Origin of the sequence: Micromonospora sp. NBC_00860 (genome assembly GCF_045207375.1) — a bacterium.
Lineage (GTDB): Bacteria > Actinomycetota > Actinomycetes > Mycobacteriales > Micromonosporaceae > Micromonospora > Micromonospora vinacea.
In genome coordinates this window covers 5,984,244-6,003,687 of sequence record NZ_CP108825.1, presented here as the reverse complement: position 1 = coordinate 6,003,687, position 19,444 = coordinate 5,984,244, and the positions used below count along the sequence as shown (strand labels likewise).

Below are 19,444 nucleotides of genomic sequence, written 5' to 3'. Positions count from 1 at the left end.
GAGCCAGGAAAGCGTGGTCGGCCTCGGGCCTGAGAGCCGTTGGCGGAGCACCACGGCCACGCGGATGCTTCTCATGTTCATGGCAGGATCTGCCAGGTGCAGGTCGGGATGCTTGGTCCATTCGAGGTTCGCACGGACGTCGGCACCCTCATTGACGTGCCGGGCGCGCGGCTGCGCGGGCTGTTGACCGCCCTCGCGCTCAACCCGGGCCACGTGGTCCCGAAGGGGACCCTCGTCGACTGGATCTGGGGCGAACATCCGCCCTCCGATGCGGCGAATGCCCTGCACCGCCTGGTGTCCCGGCTGCGGAAGGCGCTGCCGGAGGGGTCGATCGAGGGACAGACGGACGGCTACCGGTTGCTGGTCGAACCCGACGTCGTCGACGCCGTACGGTTCGAACGCCTCGTCGGCCTGGCTCGCGATGACGAGGGCCCGCAGCGGGTACGGCGGCTGCGCGAGGCCCTCGACCTGTGGCGCGGTGCGGCGATGCAGGACGTCGGTCTTGTCGACAGCACCGCGCTCGACGCGGCGGTCACCCGATTCGACAGGCTGCGTCTGACCGCCCTGGAGGATCGCTTCGACGTGGAGGTCAGCCTCGGCCACGGGCCGGAGTTGATCGCGGAGCTGACCGATCTGGTGGCTGCGCATCCGGTGCGGGAACGGCTTGTTCTCGCGTTGATGCGGGCCCTCGCCGCGAGCGGCCGAGACAACGAGGCGCTGGTCGTGTATCAGCGCACCAGCGAGGCCCTGGCCGACGCGCTGGGCGTCGACCCCTCACCGGAACTCGCGGCGTTGCACGTCGCGCTCCTACGGGGTGAGGTGCAACGGCGCGACGATGACCGGAAGACCAACCTTCGTGCCGAGTTGAGCAGCTTCATCGGTAAGGACGAGGCCGTCGCCGAGGTCGGCGCGCTCGTCGCCGAACACCGGCTCACGACCCTGATCGGGCCGGGTGGCTCCGGGAAGACCCGGCTGGCCACGGAAACCGCGCGCAGAATGCTCGACAACCTCCCGGACGGTGCCTGGCTGGTCGAGTTCGCCGCCATCGGCGCGGACGGTGACGTGGTGCAGGCGACGCTCACGGGGCTCGGACTTCGGGACGCTCTGCTCGGCGAGGCACCGAGCATGGAGCTGATCGACCGGCTCGTCGCCGCGATCCGCGAGCGGGAGGCGTTGCTGATCCTGGACAACTGCGAGCACGTGATCGAGTCGGCGGCGGTGCTCGCCGACCGGCTGCTCGGGGAGTGCCGGCGACTGCGGATCCTCGCGACGAGCAGGGAACCGCTCGGCATCACTGGTGAGGCGCTCTGGCCGGTCGCGCCACTGGCCCTGCCGGACGTCGACGCCGACCCCGCCGAGATCGAAACCTCTCCCGCTGTCCGCTTGCTGCGGGACCGAGCGGGCGCGGTGCGGAGGGATCTGGCGGTCGACGATCTCACGTTGTCGACGATGGCGCGGATCTGTCGGGCGCTGGACGGGATGCCGCTGGCGATCGAACTGGCCGCCGCCAGGTTGCGCACCATGTCCATCGACCAGCTCGCGAGGCGGCTCGACGATCGGTTCCGCCTGCTGACCGGCGGCAGCCGTACCGCGTTGCCACGGCACCGAACGCTGCGCGCGGTGGTCGACTGGAGTTGGGAGCTGCTGACCGACGCGGAACGGGCGGTCCTGCGCCGGCTCTCGGTGTTCTCGGGCGGGGTGAGTCTGGAAGCGGCCGAACGGGTCTGCGCCGGCGACGAGGTCGAGCCGGAGGATGTGCTCGAACTGGTCACCGCGTTGGCCGAGAAGTCGCTGCTGGTCGCCGAGGGCGACGAGACCCTGCGCTATCGGATGCTCGGCACGATCAAGGAGTACGCCGCGCACCGCCTCGTCGAGGCGGGGGAATCGGACCTGACGCGCTACGCGCATCTGACGTACTTCACCGAACTGGCGGAGACCGCCGAGCCGCAGCTTCGCCGCGCGGACCAGGTGAAATGGCTTGCCACTCTCGAAGTTGAGCACGACAACATCGTCTCCGCGATGCGCGGTGCCCTCGCCGCCGGTGAAGCGCACCCGGCCATGCGATTGGCCGCGGGCGCCGGCTGGTACTGGTGGCTCGGTGGCCACCGGACCGAAGGCATGGAGTTGATCACGGCGGCCACTGAGATGCCTGGCGAGGTCAGTGACGAGATCCGAGCCACTGTGTACGCGCTCGTCGTGCTCTTCGTGAACTCGGGACCGGGCGACGAACACCATGCGGCGGAGTGGATCCACAAGGCGTACGAGTTCAGCCAACGTAGTCACGGCAGCCACCCGGGAGTGGCGCTCGTCGTCCCGCTGGAACGCATGTTGCGAGCCCCGGACGCGATCCTGCCCGCGTGGGAACCGCTGCTGAACGACGAGGATCCCTGGGTACGCGCACTGGCCCGGTTGCAACTCGGCAAGATGCGGATCATCTTCGGCCAGGACGGTCGGGATGTGGATGCGTATCTCGTGGCGGCGCTCGCCGAGTTCCGGGCACTCGGCGAACGGTTCGGGATCTCATTCGCCCTGACCGAGCTGGCGGAGTTGATTGCCGTACGCGGTGAGTTCGCCGGTGCGTGCGAGCACTACGAGGAGGCAGCCGCGGTCGTTACCGAGGTCGGCACCGTCGAGGACATCATCCGGATACGGTCCCGGCAGGCTCAGCTGTACTGGTTGCTTGGCGATGAGGAGTCCAGCGCGGCTGCCATGGCCGAGGCGCGGCGATGCGCGGCGCGGGTCACGTGGCCGGGTGCGTTGGCCGTGCTGGCTCTGTCACAGGCGGAACTCGCTCGCTGGCGTGGCCATGCCGAAGAGGTGGGCCGCCAGGTCGGTGTCGCGACGACAGTGTTGCGCGACGAGGCGGAGCAGGCGCACATCCGCGTGGTGACACACGACCTGCTCGGTTATGTCGCTGACGATCTTGGTGAGGCGCGCAGACACCATTCCTTGGCCTGCGAGGCGGCAGCCGCGACGGGGCACGCACCCTCGATCGCGCGGGTGCTCGTCGGCGTCGCGGACCTGGCGCTGCGCCGTGACCAGTATGAGCAGGCCGCGCGGCTGCTCGCCGCGAGCACCGGTGTGCGCGGACGGCAGGATCATTCCCAGCCGGACGTGGCCCGGATCGAGCGGGAAGTACGGCGCCGCCTCGGCGAAGTGAGCTTCGCAGAGGCGGCGCGGGAAGGCAGTCGGACGGACTGGAACGGGTTGGTCGCGGTCACGCTCGCTTCGTGAAGGTGGAACGCGCCCACAGGTAGCCGACGAGAGCGATGCCGACGCACCAGACGAGGGCGGGGATCACGTCACCGCTGGACGGCGTTCCGTTGAGGAACCCGCGCAGGGTTTCGATGATCGGCGTGAAGGGCTGGTATTCCGCGAACTCCCGCAGCCCGGGCCCCATCTTGTCCGCCGGTACGATCGCGCTGCTGAAGAACGGCAGCATGACCAGCGGTACGGAGGCCAGCCCCGCCGTTTCCGGAGACTTCGCCGACAGCCCCAGGGCGACAGTGAGCCAGCCGGCGGCGAAGCCGAGCAGCACGATGATGCCGATCGCGCCGAGCCAGCCGAGGAGGCTCGCCGACGGGCTGAATCCGAGCAGGAAGGCCACCCCGACAAGGGCGGCGATGGCGACCAGGTTGGTCAGCACGCTGGCGACGACGTGACCGGTCAGCACCGCACCGCGGGAGACGTGCATGACTTTGAACCGGTTGATGATGCCCTTCGTCATGTCGGAGTTCACAGCGGTCGCGGTGGCCCCCAGCCCGTAACAGACCGCCAACAGCATCAGCCCGGGAGTCGCGTAGTCGATGTAGTCGACACCGACGTTGAAGGCGTCACCGAACATGTACACGAACATCAACATGATCACGATGGGCATCAGGACCGCGTTGAACACGGAGGTCGGGTTTCGGGCGATGTGCTTGAAGTTGCGACGCAGCATGACGATCGAGTGGGACTTGGTGCTCATTTCGCGGAAACCTCCTGGGTGCGGCTGCCCGTCAGGGCGAGGAAAACGTCGTCGAGGTCGGGCGTCTGCACGGAGAACCCTTCGGCGCTGATCGCGTACTCGTCGAGGCGGTCCAGCAGGGCCCGCAGTGAGGCCGTTCCGCCGTCGCTGGGAACCCGGAGCGCCAGTGCCTCGTCGTCCCGTGTGGAGTCGGTGAGCACCCGGGCGGCCGCGTCGAGTTCGGCGACGGTGGTGAACCGGAGCCGGACGTGAGTGCCGGGGATCTGGCGCTTGAGCTCGTCGGGCGTGCCCTGGGCGACCAGACGCCCCTGGTCGAGGACGGCGATCCGGTCGGCGAGCTGGTCAGCCTCCTCCAGATACTGGGTGGTGAGGAAGATCGTCACGCCGTCGGCCACCAGGTCACGGATGATCGACCACATCGTGCGGCGGCTACGTGGATCCAGGCCCGTCGTCGGCTCGTCGAGGAAGATGATCCGCGGGTCGCCGACGAGAGTCATCGCCAGATCCAGCTTGCGGCGCATACCACCGGAATAGGTCGACACCGGCTTCTGTGCCGACTCCACCAGATCGAACCGCTCCAGCAGCTCCGTGACGACCCGCCTGCCGTCCTTGCCGGGAACCTGGCTGAGATCCACCATCAGCTGCAGGTTCTCCCGGCCGGTCAGCAGTTCGTCCACCGCCGCGAACTGACCGGTGACGCCGATCGCCGCGCGCACCGCCTTGGCCTCGGTGGCGGCGTCGTGCCCTGCGATGCGTACGGTCCCACCGTCGGCCTTCACCAACGTGGTCAGCACGTTCACCGTCGTCGTCTTACCCGCCCCGTTCGGGCCGAGCAGGGAGAAGATCGTGCCCGCAGGGACATCCAGGTCGATGCCGTCGAGCACGACCTTGTCCTTGTAGGCCTTCCGCAGCCCGGAGACTGCAATCGCTGAACTCGTCATGCAGCTACCATCGGCGGCTGGGCTGTCACCCCCCTGTCATGGCCCTGACACGGCCACTGACACCGGGTTCCACCCCCGTCGGCGGTGTCAACGGGCCCGCTTGACGCGCCGGTCGTCGAGCCAGAGCGCCAGCCCGTTGCGACAGCGGTAGACGGCGATGCCGGCGATCACGAGGGTGATCAGAACCCCCCAGGCCCAGAATCGACCACCCACCCCGCCGGGCGGGTTCGCCTCGCGGGTGCGGCCGGAGCTGATCACGTTGTCGGCGACGTCGACGGCGAGGATCTGCTCCGGGCCGGTCATCAGGGTTCGTGGCGCGGTGGCGTCGGGCGTCAGCGCCAGCACCCGTACGCTGCGCACGTTGGGGTAGGCGGTGCGCTGGTCCAGCTCCAGCGGCTGGTCGAACCGGTCCGGGCTGAGAGGTTCGGGCTGGTAGGCGATCACCAGCGCGGACCCGTCCGGGCCCCAGCCGAGCAGTCGGATGGCGGTCACGCCGGTGACACCGGGCAGGGGCAACGGTGCGGTGTCCCGGCCGGTGGCGGGGTCGACCCGGCGCAGGCTCCAGTCTGTGGTGCCGGCCTTCCGGCTGATCAGCGTCAACGCCCCGTCCGTCGTCCATGCCCCCTTGCCGGCCAGCCAGCTCTCGGCGGGCGGCTCGAAGGTGGACACCGTGCGGCCGTCCAGGTCGGCGACCGTCACGGTCCGACCGATCTGGTAGGCGACCCGCTCACCCCCGGGGGCGAAGGCGACGGGTGAGCCGAAGATCGGCTGTTGGGCAGCGTCGGCCAGCTGGGTCCAGCGTTCGCCGTCGAGGGTGACGATGCTCAGCACCCGCCGGTAGCTGCTGCGCATCGGGTCGGTCGGCACGCTGTCGTCGACCACCAGTTGCCTGCCGTCCGGGGACCAGGCCAACGGGGTCGTCCCCACGCTGTCGGCGACCTTGCTGCGCAGTTGTCGGGTACGGCCGGTGACGAGGTCGATGATGTCGACGCGGCGGTCCTCGGAGAGGCCGGCGGGCCGGGCCACGTAGCGGCCGTCCGGGGAGAGGATCACCTGCTCGCCGACGGGTGCCTCGTACCCCATCGAGAAGATCCGGTAGCGGTCGGAGTCGGCGCCGACCACGCCGACGATGCCGTCCTCGTCCCAGCCCTGAAGCCGTGGCGCCTGACCGCTGAAGATGACCGACGCCGGCCCGAGCCGGGGTCGGTCGGTGGCGTGCAGCGCCCCGAGCGGTGGCAGCGCGATCCGGTCGGGCAGCGCGGCGTCCGCGCTGGCTGCCGGATCCACGGCCGGTGTACGCGTCAGCGGGAGCACAGCCCCGGTCAGCGCGACGAGCACGAGCACCACCACGGCGGCGAGGACGGTCCGGCGGCGGGAGCGGCGGGCGGTGGCGAGCGCTCGTTCGTAGACCGGGTAGGCGGGGACGTCGGCCGCGGCGGCGTGCAGCGTCTCGCGGAGTCGGGCGGTCACTGCTGGCTCCTCTCCACAGTCGGGTCGACCAGGTCGAGGGCGGTCGCGCGCAGCCGGCGGATGGCGTCGTGGCCGTGCCGTTTGACGGTGCCGACCGAGCAGCCGAGCACCGCGGCGGCCTGGGCCTCGGTCAGGTCCTCGTAGAAGCGCAGCACGATCACGGCGCGCTGACGAGGGGTGAGCCCGCGCAGCGCGTTCACGAGACTCAGCCGCAGCGCTGTCGCCTCGGAGTGGTCGTCGCCGGGCCGCTCGGTGGGCTGTGCCTCCAGGCGCTCGGTCAGCCGGCGACGCCGCCACCAGGAGACCTGCTGGTGGTACATCACTCGCCGCACGTACGCCTCGGGGTCGCCGTCGCGAATCCGCCGCCAGTGCCGGTACGTCCGGGCCAGGGCGCTCTGCAACAGATCCTCGGCGAGCTGGTGGTCGCCGGTGAGCAGGTAGGCCGTCCGGGACAGCGCCGGCGTGCGGTGCACAACGAACTCGTGGAACGTCTCGGTCATCCCCACCCCCTCGCCAGGTAGAACGCCACCCGTTCCGGAAATGGTTGAGGCCGGGCCACCGGTTCTGATAGTTCCTGCTGGGCCTCGGCACCGGCTAATGTCCGGTTTGGAGGTGGTCCGTGTTCACCGAAGCCTTTCCGATCGTGACGACACCCGACCTGCCACGACTGATCGCGTTCTACCGGGACGTGGTCGGCTTCGAGCTGACCTACCGGTTCCCGGACGAGGGTGCCCCGGAGTTCGTCGCGCTGCGACTGGGCAGCAGCGAACTCGGCCTGGCCGCCAACCCGGAGGCTGGCGAGCCGGCCGACTCGCACCGCTGGGAGTTGTGCGTCTACGCCGACGACTGCGACGCGGCCGTGGGCGCGTTGCGCACGGGTGGGGCGACGGTCACCGAGGAGCCGGTCGACCAGCCCTGGGGTGAGCGTTCCGCCCGGGTCACCGACCCCGACGGCAACCGGTTGCTGGTGCTGTCCCGGCTCTAGACGACCGAGCGTGGTCATCGTCTCCAGAACAGGAGATGGGTGACTCCGCTGGGGCTGGGCACCGACTCGAGGTGGAAGCGGTCGAGCAGTTCGTCGGGGCTCTCCCACAAACGTTCACCCCGTTCGAGGTCGACGGGCGCGACGGCGAAGTGCATCGTGTCGACCAGATCGGCCTCGATGAATTCGCGGACGGTCGCCACCCCACCACCGAGGCGTACGTCCCGACCGGCGGCTGCCTGCTTCGCCTGCGCCAGTGCCTCGGCCGGGCTGGCGTCGAGGAAATGGAATGTGGTGTCGGCCAGGGTGAACGACGGGCGTTCGTGGTGGGTGAGCACGAAGACCGGGGTGTGGAACGGCGGGTTGTCTCCCCACCATCCCTGCCAGTCATGGTTCTCCCAGGGGCCACGCTGGGGGCCGAACTTGTTGCGACCCATGATCTCCGCGCCGATGTTGCACTCGGCGTCGCGGGTCAGGTAGTCGTCCAGGCCACGGGTGCCGCCCGGCTCGGTGCGGTACACGAAGCTGGCCGTGGCGGCGCGCCAGGAGAAGAACGGGGTGGGGTCGGCGTGGCCGAAGGGCCGTTCGAGGCTCTGCCCCTCCCCGGTGCCGAACCCGTCCCGCGACACGTTGAAGCACTGGACCCGCAGCAGTTGCGGCATGGCGTCTCCTCTCAGGTTTACGGGGCGGATTCAGTTCGCGGTGACCGTCGGGCCGCCGCCGCGGCCCCGGTCGTCGAGCACGAGTGGGGCGCGACCGCGCACCGCGTACCGGATGTGGGTCACCTGGGGGGTGGCAAGGACGCGGGTCGGCGTCAGCTCGATCCCCTCCCGGTCACCCAGGTCGAGGTCCGCGTCGAAGAGCCGCAGACCGGTGCCGAGCACCACCGGTACGACGTGCAGCTCCAACTCGTCGAGCAGGCCGGCCTTGAGCACCTGCCGCACGAGGCTGCCGCCCCCGGCCACGGCGACATCCTTGCCACCGGCCACGGCGCGCGCCTGCTCCACGGCACTGGCCACGCCATCGGTGACGTAGGTGAAGCTGGTGCCCCCTCCCTTCACCAGCCGCTGGCGGGGGCGGTGGGTGACGACGAAGACCGGTGCGCGAAACGGCGGCTCCTCACCCCAGGGGATCTCACCCCCGTCGGCCATCCGGCGTCCCATCACGTACGCGCCGGCCGCCCCGAACGACTCGGCGATCACCTCGGAGTTGGTGTCCTGCTCCCCGCCGGCAAAGCCCTGCCGTTCGCGCCAGGCCGCCGCGTCTGTAGCCCACCGGGTGACCCGGAAGAACTTGGCGCTCTCTTCCGAATCCATCCAGTTGCCGTTCCCGTCGAACTGTGGGCCGGCGTAGAAGCCGTCCATCGACACCGACAGCTGTGCGGTCACCTTCGTCATCGCGTCTGGTCCTTTCCTCGGGCGACACCCCGCCTGGGTGCCGCTCCCCGAGGGGTCGGAGCCGAACGCGATGTCCCTACCGGGAAGGAGTGTGACGTGTGTCACCGTAGGACGCGTTCAGGAGCCACTGCCCGGCGTGTTCCGGGTCGCGGGACCAGCGCAGCCGGGGCTTCTCCTCCGGGCGGGGCCTCCAGTCCCGGTAGGGCGCGAGGGACACCCGCCAGGCGACCACAGTGAACACGTAGATGCCCGGGCCGACCAGCCAGAGCAGAGCGTCGCGCCGCCGATAGGAGGCGTACGGCGCGAGCCACGCGGTAGCCGCCATCGGCACCGCGACCGCGCTGAGGTCGGCCAGCGGCCCGCGGCCGAACCGGGCCTCGATCAGCTCGCGGAGGACAAGGGACGGGACGATCACCCCGACCAGCAACGCCACCGTGCGGATCATGCGCACCCGGCGATCCGGGGATACGCGGGCGGCAGCTGCTTCGGCGGGCATCCCCGGAGGGTACGGGCTGGCCGCAGCGGTAGATCTACGACTTCCGGTCGGCGATCGCCGCCTCGATCCGTAGACCGAGACCGGTCAGAATGAGGAACGCGGCCAGGATGTGCGGCTCGAGCCCGTCGTAGCCGGACATCATGCTGAGCAGTGTCGTCATGAAGCCGGCCACCAGCGACACGGTGCCAAACGCTCGTATGGTGCCGACTCGCTGCGCCGGTAGGTCCACGGCCGAACGATAGCGAGAACCTGACCCCGCTGGTGTCCCCGGCTAGGGTGGCGATCATGCGGATTGGCATCGTGATCCTGCCGGACCAGCGGTGGGCGGAGTCGCAGCGTCGCTGGCGGCAGGTCGACGAGTGGGGCTTCGACCACGCCTGGACGTACGACCACCTGGGTTGGCGGGACCTGGTCGACGGCCCGTGGTTCGACTCGATGGCCACGCTGACGGCCGCCGCGACGGTGACTTCGCGGATTCGGCTGGGCACCCTCGTGGCGTCGCCGAACTTCCGGCATCCGGCCGCGTTCGCCCGGCAGATCACCACTGTGGACGACGTCTCCGCCGGCCGGCTGCTGCTCGGCCTGGGCGCGGGCGGCATCGGCTTCGACTCGGCGGTGCTGGGCGGTGAGACGCTGCCGCCGCGTCAGCGGGTCGACCGGTTCGCCGAGTTCACCGAATTGTTGGACCTGATCCTGCGGGAGGACGGCACCACCTGGCGTGGCGACTGGTTCGCCGCTGTGGACGCCCGCAACAACCCGGGCTGCGTGCAGCAGCCTCGGGTGCCGTTCGTGGTTGCCGCCAACGGGCCGCGGTCGATGCGGTTGGTGGCCCGCTTCGGGCAGGGGTGGGTGACCACCGGCACCGGTGACGACAACGACCTGGCGGGTTGGTGGGCCAGCGTGTCGGCGTTGTCCGCGCGGATGGACCGGACCCTGGACGAGGCCGGCCGCGATCCGGCCAGCCTGGACCGTTATCTCTCGCTGGACGCGGCGCCGGTCTTCTCGCTCAGCAGCGCACAGTTCTTCGCCGATCAGGTCGGCCGGGCCGCCGAGCTGGGCTTCACCGACGTGGTGACGCACTGGCCGCGGGCCAGCAGTTGGTACGCCGGTGACGAGGCCATCCTGGTGGACGTGGCGACGCGGTTGCTGCCGGAGCTACGCGGCTGAGCCGACACGCCCGCTCAGGTGCCGAGGTCGCCGCTGGCCACACCGCCCTCGCCGCCGGAGACCAGCCGGAAGCGGAGGCAGACGATCGGGGTGTCGCCGTCTACCGGCGTGCCGAGCCGCGCCCAGTAGGCCGAGTGCCCGGCCCGCCACTCCTCGATCGAGCGGTCACCCTCGCCCTCGGCGTGGGCGAAGTCCCAGGGCACGTCGGCGAAGCGGACCACCTCGACTCCGGTGATCTCCACGACGCCGGCGAGGGCGTTGTCGTCGTCGACCAGGGCCAGGCGTTCGCCGACGTGCTCCAGCTCCTCGCCTTCTTCCGCGTACTCGGCGAGCCGGCCGGCCGTCGCTGTCTTCACACCGGCCAGCACCAGGGTGTTGAGGGTTGCCCGCAACTCGCCGGGGGTGCCGAGGGCGAGGGCGCGCAGTTCACCGATCCGAGGCCACATCCTGCCGAGGCTAGGCCAGCACCGCCCGGGCCGCCGCCGCAATACCCGTCGCCGCGCTCAGATCAGCTGGCCGGCGTAGCCGGGTGCGGTGAGGAGCCGGTCGTCACCACTGACCGCGTACGCGTCGAGGATCGCGTCGGCCAGCTTGACCACGTGCTCGTCGCCGTGTCGGGCCGCGCGGGCGAAGACCTCCGCCGGCGTCGCGGGGGTCACTGTCGGTGGCGCGATGCCGTCGGCTGGGGCGTACACGGAGGTCATGGCCGCCGTCGCGGCCCAGGCCGCGGCGAGGCTCGGCGCCCACAGATCCCGGTCCAGTGCCGGCAGGGTACGCAGGACGGCGGTCGGCGCGGTGACCGCGTGTACCAGCATGACCGGTGCGGCGTGTCCGAAGCGCAGGTAGTCCAGGCCGGCCCGGTGCACCAGCGTGGTGAGCCCGCGCTCCGCCTCGGCCGGGCTCCGCACGGGCCGCAGCGTCGCGAGGGCCTGCTCCCATCGGGGTACGCCCGGCAGCTGGTTTAGCCGATCCCGGACGCCTCCGGTCTGGTCGTCGATCCGGGGCAGCCCGGCCAGCGCGGCCGCCACGTCGAGGTCGTCGGTGTCCGACCGGTCCGTCTCGCCGGCGAGCAGCTGGTCGGTACCGGGGATCGGCTGCCAGCGGGCCGCCCAGTAGCCGAGGGCCTGGCCCAGCTCGGTGAGCCGCTGCCGGTTCTCGTCGTCCGGTTCGAGTGCGCGGACGGCGTGCCCGACCCGGATCACACCGTGCGTGGCGCCGGCGGCGATGCCCGGCAGCAGCCGGGGCCACCAGGTGCCGAGGACAGCACGCCACGGGTGTTCGCGCAGTTGTCGGTCGAAGTAGGCCAGCCAGTCACCGGCGCGCTTCGGATCGCCCAGCGCCGCCCGCCAGTCGTCGATCGGGTGCAGCCCTCGGGGCAGCTCGTCGAGGCGGCCGAGGTAGTCGTCGAGCCAGCGGTGCACCCGGTGTGGGTGCCCGTGTCGGACCAACGCCTCGACGGCCATCGGTCCGTGGTTGGAGAGCCAGCCCTGATATTCGGGGCCGGTGCGGTGCAGCCGCTCGTACGCCTCGTCGAGAACTCCGTCACTCATCGGCCGATCGTCGGTGTTGAACCTTGCTTCAGGTCAAGTCGGCAGATCCGCGGCGTCGATCAGGCCGGTGATCCGGAGGTCGGCGGCGACGTCGGGCGGGCAGTCCACGGCCACCACGGCGGTGCCCAGCACCTCGGCGCCGCGTTCGGCGCAGATGTCGTAGAGGGCGCGTAGCTGCGCGCCGGTACGCACCCAGTCGTCCACCACCAGCACCCGGTCGTCGGGGCCGAGGTGCCGGTCCCGTACGGCGAGGTCGACCCGCCGGCCCCGGTAGTCCGGTGGGGTCTGCGCCCAGGTGAGCGGCCCGGCCGGCAGGCGCCCGTCACCGTGTTTGTGGGCGGCCACGAAACCGACCCCGAGGGCGGTGGCGGCCAACGGCCCGAGTAGCAGCCCGGTGACGGCCGGGGCCAGCACCACAGTCGGTCGGGCGGCCCGGTACGGCGCCACCAGGGCCGGTCCCAGCTCGGCCAGCACCGCCGGGTCCCGCCACCAACCGGAGATGTCGCTGACCAGGTGACTGGTGTCCGGGCCGGGGTCGATCCACTGGAACAGGGTGGCCAGGCGTTCGGTCAGGTCGGCGGGCATCCGCCCATCCTGCGGCACGTGCGGTGGGAGTGGCGGCACCCCGGGCCACCCGGCCCACCCCGGCTCGGATGATCGGCTACACGTACCTGTGCAAATACGGGCATACCACCATGATCACGTTGACTTCGGAAGTACTTCTCTCGTTACGGTCCGACCCGGTTTGTTCAGACGACGAAAGGACCGGGCCGGTGGCAGGCAAGCACTCCCGTACCCGCATCTTCTCCTCCCCGGCGGGCATCGTGGCCACCGCGGCGGTCGGCGTCGCCCTCGCCGTCGGGGGCACTGTCGGTGCCGTGCAGCTGGTCTCCGGCTCCGACCAGACGGGGCAGACGGCCCTCGACCTCACCCCGACCACTGCGAGCAGCCTCGCCCCCAGCTCCCCAGCCGTCTCCCCGAGCGTCAGCGCCTCGCCGAGCGTGACCGCCAGCCCGTCGGCGACCCGGTCGCCGCAGGCCGCCTCCCGGGGCAAGGAGCGCACCTCGTCGCCGAAGCCGACCGCCAGGAAGACCACGGCCGCGGCGAAGGTGCTGGAGAGCGGCTCGTGCGGCGCCTCGTTCTACTCCGACGGGCAGCTCACCGCCAACGGCGAGTCGTTCAATCCGGATGCGCTGACCGCCGCGCACAAGACCCTGCCGTTCAACACCAAGGTCCGGGTGACCAACCCGGCCAACGGCAAGTCGGTGACGGTGCGGATCAACGACCGGGGCCCGTTCATCGACGGCCGCTGCCTGGACCTCTCCCGCGCCGCCTTCGCCACCATCGCCTCGGTCGACGTGGGCGCGCTCACCGTCCGCTACGAGGTCCTCGGCTGAGCGGGACGGGCGACGCCGATTCGGCCGGCCGACTGGGCCGGCCGGACAGAACCTCCTCGGACGACGGGTCAGGTTCATTCACCGGTTCACGTGGATCAGGCAAACTGTCCCTCGTACCCACGCGACTCCTCCAGTCGGGCCGTCGCCCGCTGAGCCCCGGATCCCGCGCCGGCCTCGGCGCGGCCCTCGTTCTGCTCGCGATCGTGTCGGCGGTGGAGGCGGCGGACGGCCGGAAGGTGCACTACGTCGCGCTCCTGGCGGCCGCGCCGGTTCTCGCCGCCGCCCTGGCGTCCTGGCTGGTGGTCCTGGGGGTGGGCGTCGCGGCGACAGTGATCGGCATCGGCTTCGCACTGGTCGCGCCGAAGGTCTCGTTGGTCACCTCGGTCGACGTTGTCGCGGTCGCGCTCGTCACCGCGTTGGCCGTGGCGGTGGCGTGGGTTCGGCAGCGGCAGGCCGAGCGGATCGTCGAGCTGACCAAGCTCGCCGCAGTGGCCCAGCAGGCGGTGTTGCGCCCCCTCGGCCCGCAGGTCGGCACGCTCTCGGTCGCCGGCCGCTACATCTCCTCCACAGCGACGGCCGAGATCGGCGGCGACCTGTACGAGGCGATCGACACCCCCTACGGCGTCCGCATGATCATCGGTGATGTGCGGGGCAAGGGCCTGGACGCGGTCCGGTTGGCCAGCATCGTCCTCGGTTCCTACCGGCACGTGGCGTACGAGCGGGCCGACCTGCGGGCCGTCGTCGCCGACCTGGACCGCGCGGTGGCCCGCAATGTCGGCGACGAGGACTTCGTCACGGCGGCACTGGTCGAGGAGCGTGGCGGCACCCTCACGATCGTCAACTGCGGGCATCCGCCGCCGCTGCTGCTGCGGCGGGGCGCGGTGATCCCGCTGGAACCGCCGGCCCCGGCACCTCCGCTCGGGTTCATGCCTGTGGTCCGCCCCCGGGTCGAACGCCTGGAGCCCGGGGACCGGCTGCTGTTGTTCACCGACGGCCTCGGCGAGGCGCGGCGGGACGGCGAGTTCTTCCCCACCGCCGACCGGGCCTGGCGACTGCTCGGCCACGGCACCGTCGCCGACGGGCTGGCGTCGCTGGAGACCGCCCTGGTCGAGTGGGTGCACGGTCGGCTCGACGACGACATCGCGCTGGTTCTCATGGAGTACGTCGGCGCCGGTGCCGGTGCCGCGGTGGCCGTCCCGAGCTGGGAGGTCGGTGCCGCCGAGAGCTGAGCCGCCGGGCTGCGCCCGCAGGTGTGTAATCGCCGTCACTTGGGTGATCCGCTTGTCGCTGCCTACCCGCGAGTAATACAGTCGGGGTTACTGATCGGTAACACCTGTCCGGAAGCGGGGCCAGCGAGCATGACCCACTACAAGAGCAACCTGCGGGACCTTGAGTTCAACCTGTTCGAGGTCTTCGGGGCGGACCAGGCGTTCGGCCAGGAACCGTACTCCGAACTCGACGCCGACACCGCCCGCAGTTTCCTCTCCGAGCTTGATCGCCTCGCTCGCGAGGACCTGGCCGCCAGCTACACGGACAGCGACCGCAACCCGCCGGTGTTCGACCCGGCCACGCACACCGCGCCGCTCCCGGAGTCGTTCAAGAAGTCCTACCAGGCATTCATGGACTCCGAGTTCTGGCGCCTGGATCTGCCCCCGCACCTGGGCGGCACCAACGCGCCGCGCGCCCTCTGGTGGGCCCTCGCCGAGCTGGTGCTCGGCTCGAACGCCCCGATCTGGATGTACGCGTCCGGCCCGTCCTTCGCGCACGTGCTGCACGTCGAGGGCACCGAGCGACAGAAGCGGTGGGCCAAGCTCTTCATCGACAAGCAGTGGGGCTCCACGATGGTGCTCACCGAGCCGGACGCCGGCTCGGACGTGGGCGCCGGCCGCACCCGTGCCATCCAGCAGCCGGACGGCAGCTGGCACATCGAGGGCGTCAAGCGCTTCATCACCTCGGGTGAGCACGACCTGAGCGACAACATCGTGCACTACGTGCTGGCCCGCCCGGTGGGCGTGGAGGGCGTCGGTGGCCCCGGCACCAAGGGTCTGTCGCTCTTCGTGGTGCCGAAGTTCCACTTCGACGAGACCACCGGCGAGCTGGGTGAGCGCAACGGCGTCTACACCACCAACGTCGAGCACAAGATGGGCCTGAAGGTCTCCAACACCTGCGAGTTGACCTTCGGCGAGCACGGCGTACCGGCCAAGGGCTGGCTGCTGGGCGACAAGCACGACGGCATCCGGCAGATGTTCATGATCATCGAGTACGCCCGGATGCTGGTCGGCACCAAGGCCATCGCCACCCTCTCCACCGGCTACCTCAACGCCCTGGAGTACGCGAAGAACCGGGTGCAGGGCGCCGACCTGATCCAGCAGGCGGACAAGACCGCGCCCCGGGTCACCATCACCCACCACCCGGACGTCCGCCGCTCGCTGCTGCTGCAGAAGTCGTACGCCGAGGGCCTGCGTGCCCTGGTCCTCTACACGGCCACCTGGCAGGACAAGGTCGCCATCGCCGAGGCGGCCGGCGACGAGAAGGCCACCAAGCTGGCCAAGCGGGTCAACGACCTGCTGCTGCCGCTGGTCAAGGGCGTCGGTTCGGAGCGGGCGTACGAGATGCTCGGGCACGAGGCCCTGCAGACCTTCGGCGGCTCCGGCTTCCTCCAGGACTACCCGCTGGAGCAGTACGTCCGGGACGCCAAGATCGACACCCTGTACGAGGGCACCACCGCCATCCAGAGCCTGGACCTGATCTTCCGCAAGATCGTTCGGGACAACGGCAAGGCCCTCATGGCGGTCGCCGGGGAGATCCAGGAGTTCATCTCCTCCGAGGCGGGCAACGGCCAGCTCAAGGAGGAGCGGCAGGCGCTCGGCAAGGCGCTCGGCGAGGTGCAGAACATCCTCGGTGTGATGACCGGCTGGCTGGGCGAGGCGCAGGGCGGCGACACCCGCGCCCTCTACAAGGTTGGGCTGAGCAGCCGGCGGTTCCTGCTGGCCATCGGCGACCTGGTGGTCGGCTGGCTGCTCCAGCGGCAGGCCGAGGTGGCGCTGAAGGCGCTGGCCGGCGAGGTCTCCGCCAGCGACAAGGCGTTCTACACCGGCAAGGTGGCCGCCGCCCGCTTCTTCGCCCGTGAGGTGCTGCCCCGCATCGGCGCCGACCGGCGGATCATCGAGGGTGCCGACCTCGACATCATGGACCTCCCGGAGGAGGCCTTCTGAGGCTGTCACGGCGACTTTGACGGTTCCGGGTCGCACCACCCGGCACCGTGACGGCCGGTGGGGCCTCCGCCCCACCGGCCGTCGCCGTCCCACAGTGGCGACGACACGTATTGGCCGAGCCCGGCCGGGTATGCCGCTGACGTGGCGGGTAACCGTCGCATGACCTCGAAAGGGAACGCCCAGAGCCACCGCACGGGGGAGTGCAGCGCACATGGGTGTAGGAAGCGGCATTTTTCTCATCGCGATCGGCGCGATCCTGACCTTCGCGCTGAGAGCCAACGTCTGGTGGATCGACGTACGCGCCGTCGGCTGGGTGTTCATCCTGGCCGGGCTTGCCGTACTGCTGACCACTGTCTGGTTCTGGCAGGACCGGCGCAAGCGGGCCCGAACCCTCATCGTGGAGGAGAACCGGCTGTCTCATCCGACGGCGATGATGCCGCCACCGCCGGACCCGCCGCCACCGACAGCGCCGCCGTCCTGATCTCACACGACCTGGACGCGTACCCCTGAGCCACCCGCCGCTCGTCGGCGGGTGGCTCAGTCGCGTGCGGTGTGTCGGGCCGTGAGCGGCGCTCCCGCCCTGCTCAACTCCGCCCAGCCGAGTGGGCAGCGGTGTACCGCCAGCTCGGCGGTGCGCAACCCCTCGTCGGTACGCAGTCCCTCATCGTTGGCTCCGTCGGGATCGAGGAGCGCGGAGAGCAGCGATATGCCCGGGTTGTGGGCGATGAGCAACGCGGTGCGGGCCGCCGGGTCCACGGTGCGGACCAGCGACAACAACTCCTCGGGGTGGGCGTCGTACGCGCCCGGCTCGTAACGGACGGTCGGGCGAGGACCGGTCGGCCCGCCCTCCGGGGGTGAACCGGTCATCCCCATCGCCACGCCGTGCCAGGTCTGCCGGGTGCGACGGGCCGTCGAGCAGATCACCACGTCGGGCAGCAGCCCGTGATGCGCCAACCAGGCCCCCGCCGCAGCCGCGTCGGCGTTCCCGCGTGCGCTCAGCGGCCGCTCGGCGTCGTCCGCCGCGTCGCTGCCCTGCTCGGCCTTGGCGTGCCGCAGCAACACCAGTGTCCGTGTGTCGGGGTCGGCGTCCGTCATGCCCCCAGCTTGCCCGATTGGCGATCTCCGTGCCTGGGTAAGTCGATGGATGCCGCACCCCTACCGACGGCCGCGGCGCGACGTACGCCAGGTTAGAGCCGAGGAGCGAGACATGGGCATTGGTGGCAGCATCTTCTTGATCGCGTTAGGCGCGATCTTCGCGTTCGCAGTGGAGGCGGACCTGGGCTGGCTGGACCTGGCCGTGGTCGGCTGGGTGCTGATGCTGGCGGGCGTCGCCGGCCTCATCACCACCCTCTACTTCTGGAACAGTCGCCGGCGCACCGTGGTCGCCGCGCCGGTACGCGAGGAGCGCGTGGTGGCCGACCGGGTCGTGCCGGTCCAGGACAACCAGGTCATGCAGGAGTACCGCGAGGTGCGTCGGCCGGGCCGACCGGTCTGATCCTCGCTTACCGACTCCGGGGTCCCGCAGCGTCGCGGGGCCCCGGCTCGCGTCTGTACCCAGCTCGCGTGTGCGCGCCGTGCGTGTGCGCCCGGCTCGTGTGCCTTGGTCTGGCGCGTGCGCGACACCACCCCGCCACCCCGCCACCCCGTCAAGATCCGCGCACTTTCGGGGAAACTGCTGCCTGAAGGCGCGTTGAGGCAGCAGTTTCCCCGAAGTTGCGCGGATCTTGAGGTGCCGGTCCGGTCTCGGGACGGCGATTGGCGAAGATCGTGCTCGATCCAGGAAATAGGGGTCCCGGGGTGCGAGCGAGGGCACTACATCCTTGATCGAGCACGATCAAGGCGGCTGCCGGCGTTGGGTCTCTCGCCGAGCGGCGTTCCGGACCAGGTGGCCGGGGTGGGTTCGCGCCGCGCTGCGTGCGTTGGCCGCGCCTGCGTGCCGGCTGTGGGCCGCGTCCTCGTCCTGGCCGTTGTGGGCGCGCCCGCGCCTCGGCCGTTTTGGGCCGCGCCCGCGCCCTGGGCTGTTTTGGGGCCGCGCCTGCGTGCCGGCCGCTGTGGGCCGCACCCACGCCCCGGCTGGTGGGGTCAGGCGAACAGCGCGAAGTAGATCGCGATGTGGTGGCAGAGCGCCGCCAGCAGCGTGCAGGCGTGGAAGAACTCGTGGTGGCCGAAGACGGTCGGCCACGGATTGGGCCGGCGCAACGCGTAGAAGACCGCACCGATGCTGTAGATCGCGCCGCCGACGATCAGCAGCACCAGCGCCGCGACGCCGCCACCGTGCAGGATCTCCGGCAGCATGGCCACCGCCACCCAGCCCAGCGCCAGGTAGAGCGGCGCGGACACCCAGCGCGGCGCGTGCGGCCAGACCACCTTGACGGCCACGCCGGCCAGCGCACCGCCCCAGACCAGGGCCAGCATCACTGTGGCCGGCCGGGGCGCGAGCAGCATCACGCAGAGCGGTGTGTAGGTGCCGGCGATGAACAAGAAGATCATCGAGTGGTCCATCCGGCGCATCACCTGGTAGCCGCGCTCTGACCACACTCGACGGTGGTACAGCGCGCTCGTGCCGAAGAGCCCGCAGACCGTCAGGCTGTAGATGACACAGCTCACCAGGGGTGCCCACCCCGGTCGGGTGGCGGCGATCGAGCAGAGCACGATGCCGCACACCACTGCGACGAAGAAGGCGTACGTGTGTAGCCAGCCGCGCATCCGGGGCTTACCGATGTCGACCGGCTTCAGGCGAAGCGGGGCGGAGGTGGTCACCCAGTCAGGTTACGGCACCGTAGGTTACTTGTAAGTAGTGGCGTTGGTGACACCCGGCACCGTCATCGTGAACACCGGATCACGACGACATCGGCGAGGATG

At 70.5% G+C, this 19,444-nt stretch carries 21 protein-coding genes; 8 read left to right on the top strand and 13 right to left on the bottom strand.

Annotation, left to right across the window (positions count from 1 at the left end):
• Positions 1 to 96: 96 nt before the first annotated feature.
• A complete protein-coding gene (locus OH804_RS27670; RefSeq protein WP_406060455.1) occupies positions 97 to 3,234 on the top strand; it encodes a BTAD domain-containing putative transcriptional regulator in 3,138 nt (1,045 codons plus the stop codon).
• Here OH804_RS27670 and OH804_RS27665 read toward each other — a convergent pair.
• The 4 genes from OH804_RS27665 to OH804_RS27650 all read right to left on the bottom strand — a co-directional run bounded on the left by OH804_RS27665 (position 3,218) and on the right by OH804_RS27650 (position 6,878).
• Complete coding sequence (locus OH804_RS27665; protein WP_196920440.1) at positions 3,218 to 3,967, bottom strand: ABC transporter permease; 750 nt, start codon at positions 3,965 to 3,967, stop codon at positions 3,218 to 3,220. The two genes, OH804_RS27670 and OH804_RS27665, sit on opposite strands and share 17 nt — an antisense overlap.
• Entirely contained in the window at positions 3,964 to 4,908 is a 945-nt protein-coding gene (locus OH804_RS27660) for an ATP-binding cassette domain-containing protein (protein ID WP_112586048.1), read from the bottom strand. Before OH804_RS27660 ends, OH804_RS27665 begins: the two co-directional genes overlap by 4 nt.
• Before the next feature lie 87 nt (positions 4,909 to 4,995).
• Positions 4,996 to 6,378: a WD40 repeat domain-containing protein gene (locus tag OH804_RS27655; RefSeq protein ID WP_406060452.1), complete on the bottom strand. Its 1,383-nt coding sequence runs from the start codon at positions 6,376 to 6,378 to the stop codon at positions 4,996 to 4,998.
• Positions 6,375 to 6,878 (bottom strand): SigE family RNA polymerase sigma factor, encoded by a 504-nt coding sequence (locus OH804_RS27650; protein WP_196920443.1) that lies wholly within the window; start codon positions 6,876 to 6,878, stop codon positions 6,375 to 6,377. The genes OH804_RS27655 and OH804_RS27650 overlap by 4 nt, the downstream gene beginning before the upstream one ends.
• 143 nt (positions 6,879 to 7,021) lie before the next feature.
• On the opposite strand from OH804_RS27650, the gene OH804_RS27645 reads away from it, so the two are divergent.
• On the top strand, positions 7,022 to 7,363 hold the full coding sequence (locus tag OH804_RS27645) for a VOC family protein (protein ID WP_307788556.1): 342 nt from the start codon (positions 7,022 to 7,024) through the stop codon (positions 7,361 to 7,363).
• A 14-nt stretch (positions 7,364 to 7,377) separates the two neighbouring features.
• On the opposite strand, the gene OH804_RS27640 is transcribed toward OH804_RS27645, so the two are convergent.
• The 4 genes from OH804_RS27640 to OH804_RS27625 all read right to left on the bottom strand — a co-directional run bounded on the left by OH804_RS27640 (position 7,378) and on the right by OH804_RS27625 (position 9,425).
• Positions 7,378 to 8,022: a dihydrofolate reductase family protein gene (locus OH804_RS27640; protein ID WP_406060449.1), complete on the bottom strand. Its 645-nt coding sequence runs from the start codon at positions 8,020 to 8,022 to the stop codon at positions 7,378 to 7,380.
• A 30-nt stretch (positions 8,023 to 8,052) separates the two neighbouring features.
• On the bottom strand, positions 8,053 to 8,757 hold the full coding sequence (locus OH804_RS27635; protein ID WP_196920446.1) for a dihydrofolate reductase family protein: 705 nt from the start codon (positions 8,755 to 8,757) through the stop codon (positions 8,053 to 8,055).
• A 76-nt stretch (positions 8,758 to 8,833) separates the two neighbouring features.
• Positions 8,834 to 9,253 (bottom strand): hypothetical protein, encoded by a 420-nt coding sequence (locus OH804_RS27630; RefSeq protein ID WP_196920447.1) that lies wholly within the window; start codon positions 9,251 to 9,253, stop codon positions 8,834 to 8,836.
• Between the two features lie 34 nt (positions 9,254 to 9,287).
• Positions 9,288 to 9,425, bottom strand: a complete 138-nt coding sequence (locus OH804_RS27625) for a hypothetical protein (RefSeq protein WP_196925108.1) — start codon at positions 9,423 to 9,425, stop codon at positions 9,288 to 9,290.
• A gap of 113 nt (positions 9,426 to 9,538) precedes the next feature.
• Between OH804_RS27625 and OH804_RS27620 the strand changes: the two genes are divergently transcribed.
• Positions 9,539 to 10,420 (top strand): LLM class flavin-dependent oxidoreductase, encoded by an 882-nt coding sequence (locus OH804_RS27620; RefSeq protein WP_196920448.1) that lies wholly within the window; start codon positions 9,539 to 9,541, stop codon positions 10,418 to 10,420.
• A 14-nt stretch (positions 10,421 to 10,434) separates the two neighbouring features.
• On the opposite strand, the gene OH804_RS27615 is transcribed toward OH804_RS27620, so the two are convergent.
• The 3 genes from OH804_RS27615 to OH804_RS27605 are packed head-to-tail and all read right to left on the bottom strand — an operon-like array spanning position 10,435 to position 12,555.
• Complete coding sequence (locus tag OH804_RS27615) at positions 10,435 to 10,866, bottom strand: ASCH domain-containing protein (RefSeq protein ID WP_196920449.1); 432 nt, start codon at positions 10,864 to 10,866, stop codon at positions 10,435 to 10,437.
• A gap of 57 nt (positions 10,867 to 10,923) precedes the next feature.
• On the bottom strand, positions 10,924 to 11,970 hold the full coding sequence (locus OH804_RS27610; RefSeq protein WP_196920450.1) for a questin oxidase family protein: 1,047 nt from the start codon (positions 11,968 to 11,970) through the stop codon (positions 10,924 to 10,926).
• Positions 11,971 to 12,003: 33 nt separating this feature from the next.
• Positions 12,004 to 12,555, bottom strand: coding sequence for a phosphoribosyltransferase family protein (locus OH804_RS27605; RefSeq protein WP_406060446.1), 552 nt, complete (start codon positions 12,553 to 12,555; stop codon positions 12,004 to 12,006).
• A gap of 188 nt (positions 12,556 to 12,743) precedes the next feature.
• On the opposite strand from OH804_RS27605, the gene OH804_RS27600 reads away from it, so the two are divergent.
• The 4 genes from OH804_RS27600 to OH804_RS27585 all read left to right on the top strand — a co-directional run bounded on the left by OH804_RS27600 (position 12,744) and on the right by OH804_RS27585 (position 17,063).
• Complete coding sequence (locus OH804_RS27600) at positions 12,744 to 13,367, top strand: septal ring lytic transglycosylase RlpA family protein (RefSeq protein WP_406060444.1); 624 nt, start codon at positions 12,744 to 12,746, stop codon at positions 13,365 to 13,367.
• 104 nt (positions 13,368 to 13,471) lie between these two features.
• Complete coding sequence (locus OH804_RS27595; RefSeq protein WP_196924717.1) at positions 13,472 to 14,596, top strand: PP2C family protein-serine/threonine phosphatase; 1,125 nt, start codon at positions 13,472 to 13,474, stop codon at positions 14,594 to 14,596.
• Positions 14,597 to 14,725: 129 nt separating this feature from the next.
• Positions 14,726 to 16,582 (top strand): acyl-CoA dehydrogenase, encoded by a 1,857-nt coding sequence (locus tag OH804_RS27590; protein ID WP_406060442.1) that lies wholly within the window; start codon positions 14,726 to 14,728, stop codon positions 16,580 to 16,582.
• Positions 16,583 to 16,793: 211 nt separating this feature from the next.
• Positions 16,794 to 17,063: a DUF6458 family protein gene (locus tag OH804_RS27585; RefSeq protein WP_030487564.1), complete on the top strand. Its 270-nt coding sequence runs from the start codon at positions 16,794 to 16,796 to the stop codon at positions 17,061 to 17,063.
• 56 nt (positions 17,064 to 17,119) lie between these two features.
• Here the strand turns inward: OH804_RS27585 and OH804_RS27580 are convergent, their stop codons facing one another.
• Positions 17,120 to 17,677 (bottom strand): SixA phosphatase family protein, encoded by a 558-nt coding sequence (locus tag OH804_RS27580; protein WP_406060440.1) that lies wholly within the window; start codon positions 17,675 to 17,677, stop codon positions 17,120 to 17,122.
• 112 nt (positions 17,678 to 17,789) lie between these two features.
• Between OH804_RS27580 and OH804_RS27575 the strand changes: the two genes are divergently transcribed.
• On the top strand, positions 17,790 to 18,077 hold the full coding sequence (locus OH804_RS27575; protein ID WP_196920455.1) for a DUF6458 family protein: 288 nt from the start codon (positions 17,790 to 17,792) through the stop codon (positions 18,075 to 18,077).
• Between the two features lie 587 nt (positions 18,078 to 18,664).
• On the opposite strand, the gene OH804_RS27570 is transcribed toward OH804_RS27575, so the two are convergent.
• Entirely contained in the window at positions 18,665 to 19,342 is a 678-nt protein-coding gene (locus OH804_RS27570) for a hemolysin III family protein (RefSeq protein ID WP_406060438.1), read from the bottom strand.
• Positions 19,343 to 19,444 lie beyond the last annotated feature (102 nt).

Coding starts and splice junctions, on each gene's coding strand:
- OH804_RS27590 (WP_406060442.1), top strand. CDS start 14,726: ATGACCCACTACAAGAGCAACCTGCGGGACCTTGAGTTCAACCTGTTC.
- OH804_RS27615 (WP_196920449.1), bottom strand. CDS start 10,866: ATGTGGCCTCGGATCGGTGAACTGCGCGCCCTCGCCCTCGGCACCCCC.
- OH804_RS27665 (WP_196920440.1), bottom strand. CDS start 3,967: ATGAGCACCAAGTCCCACTCGATCGTCATGCTGCGTCGCAACTTCAAG.
- OH804_RS27580 (WP_406060440.1), bottom strand. CDS start 17,677: ATGACGGACGCCGACCCCGACACACGGACACTGGTGTTGCTGCGGCAC.
- OH804_RS27620 (WP_196920448.1), top strand. CDS start 9,539: ATGCGGATTGGCATCGTGATCCTGCCGGACCAGCGGTGGGCGGAGTCG.
- OH804_RS27640 (WP_406060449.1), bottom strand. CDS start 8,022: ATGCCGCAACTGCTGCGGGTCCAGTGCTTCAACGTGTCGCGGGACGGG.
- OH804_RS27650 (WP_196920443.1), bottom strand. CDS start 6,878: ATGACCGAGACGTTCCACGAGTTCGTTGTGCACCGCACGCCGGCGCTG.
- OH804_RS27630 (WP_196920447.1), bottom strand. CDS start 9,253: ATGCCCGCCGAAGCAGCTGCCGCCCGCGTATCCCCGGATCGCCGGGTG.
- OH804_RS27575 (WP_196920455.1), top strand. CDS start 17,790: ATGGGCATTGGTGGCAGCATCTTCTTGATCGCGTTAGGCGCGATCTTC.
- OH804_RS27585 (WP_030487564.1), top strand. CDS start 16,794: ATGGGTGTAGGAAGCGGCATTTTTCTCATCGCGATCGGCGCGATCCTG.
- OH804_RS27635 (WP_196920446.1), bottom strand. CDS start 8,757: ATGACGAAGGTGACCGCACAGCTGTCGGTGTCGATGGACGGCTTCTAC.
- OH804_RS27660 (WP_112586048.1), bottom strand. CDS start 4,908: ATGACGAGTTCAGCGATTGCAGTCTCCGGGCTGCGGAAGGCCTACAAG.
- OH804_RS27605 (WP_406060446.1), bottom strand. CDS start 12,555: ATGCCCGCCGACCTGACCGAACGCCTGGCCACCCTGTTCCAGTGGATC.
- OH804_RS27610 (WP_196920450.1), bottom strand. CDS start 11,970: ATGAGTGACGGAGTTCTCGACGAGGCGTACGAGCGGCTGCACCGCACC.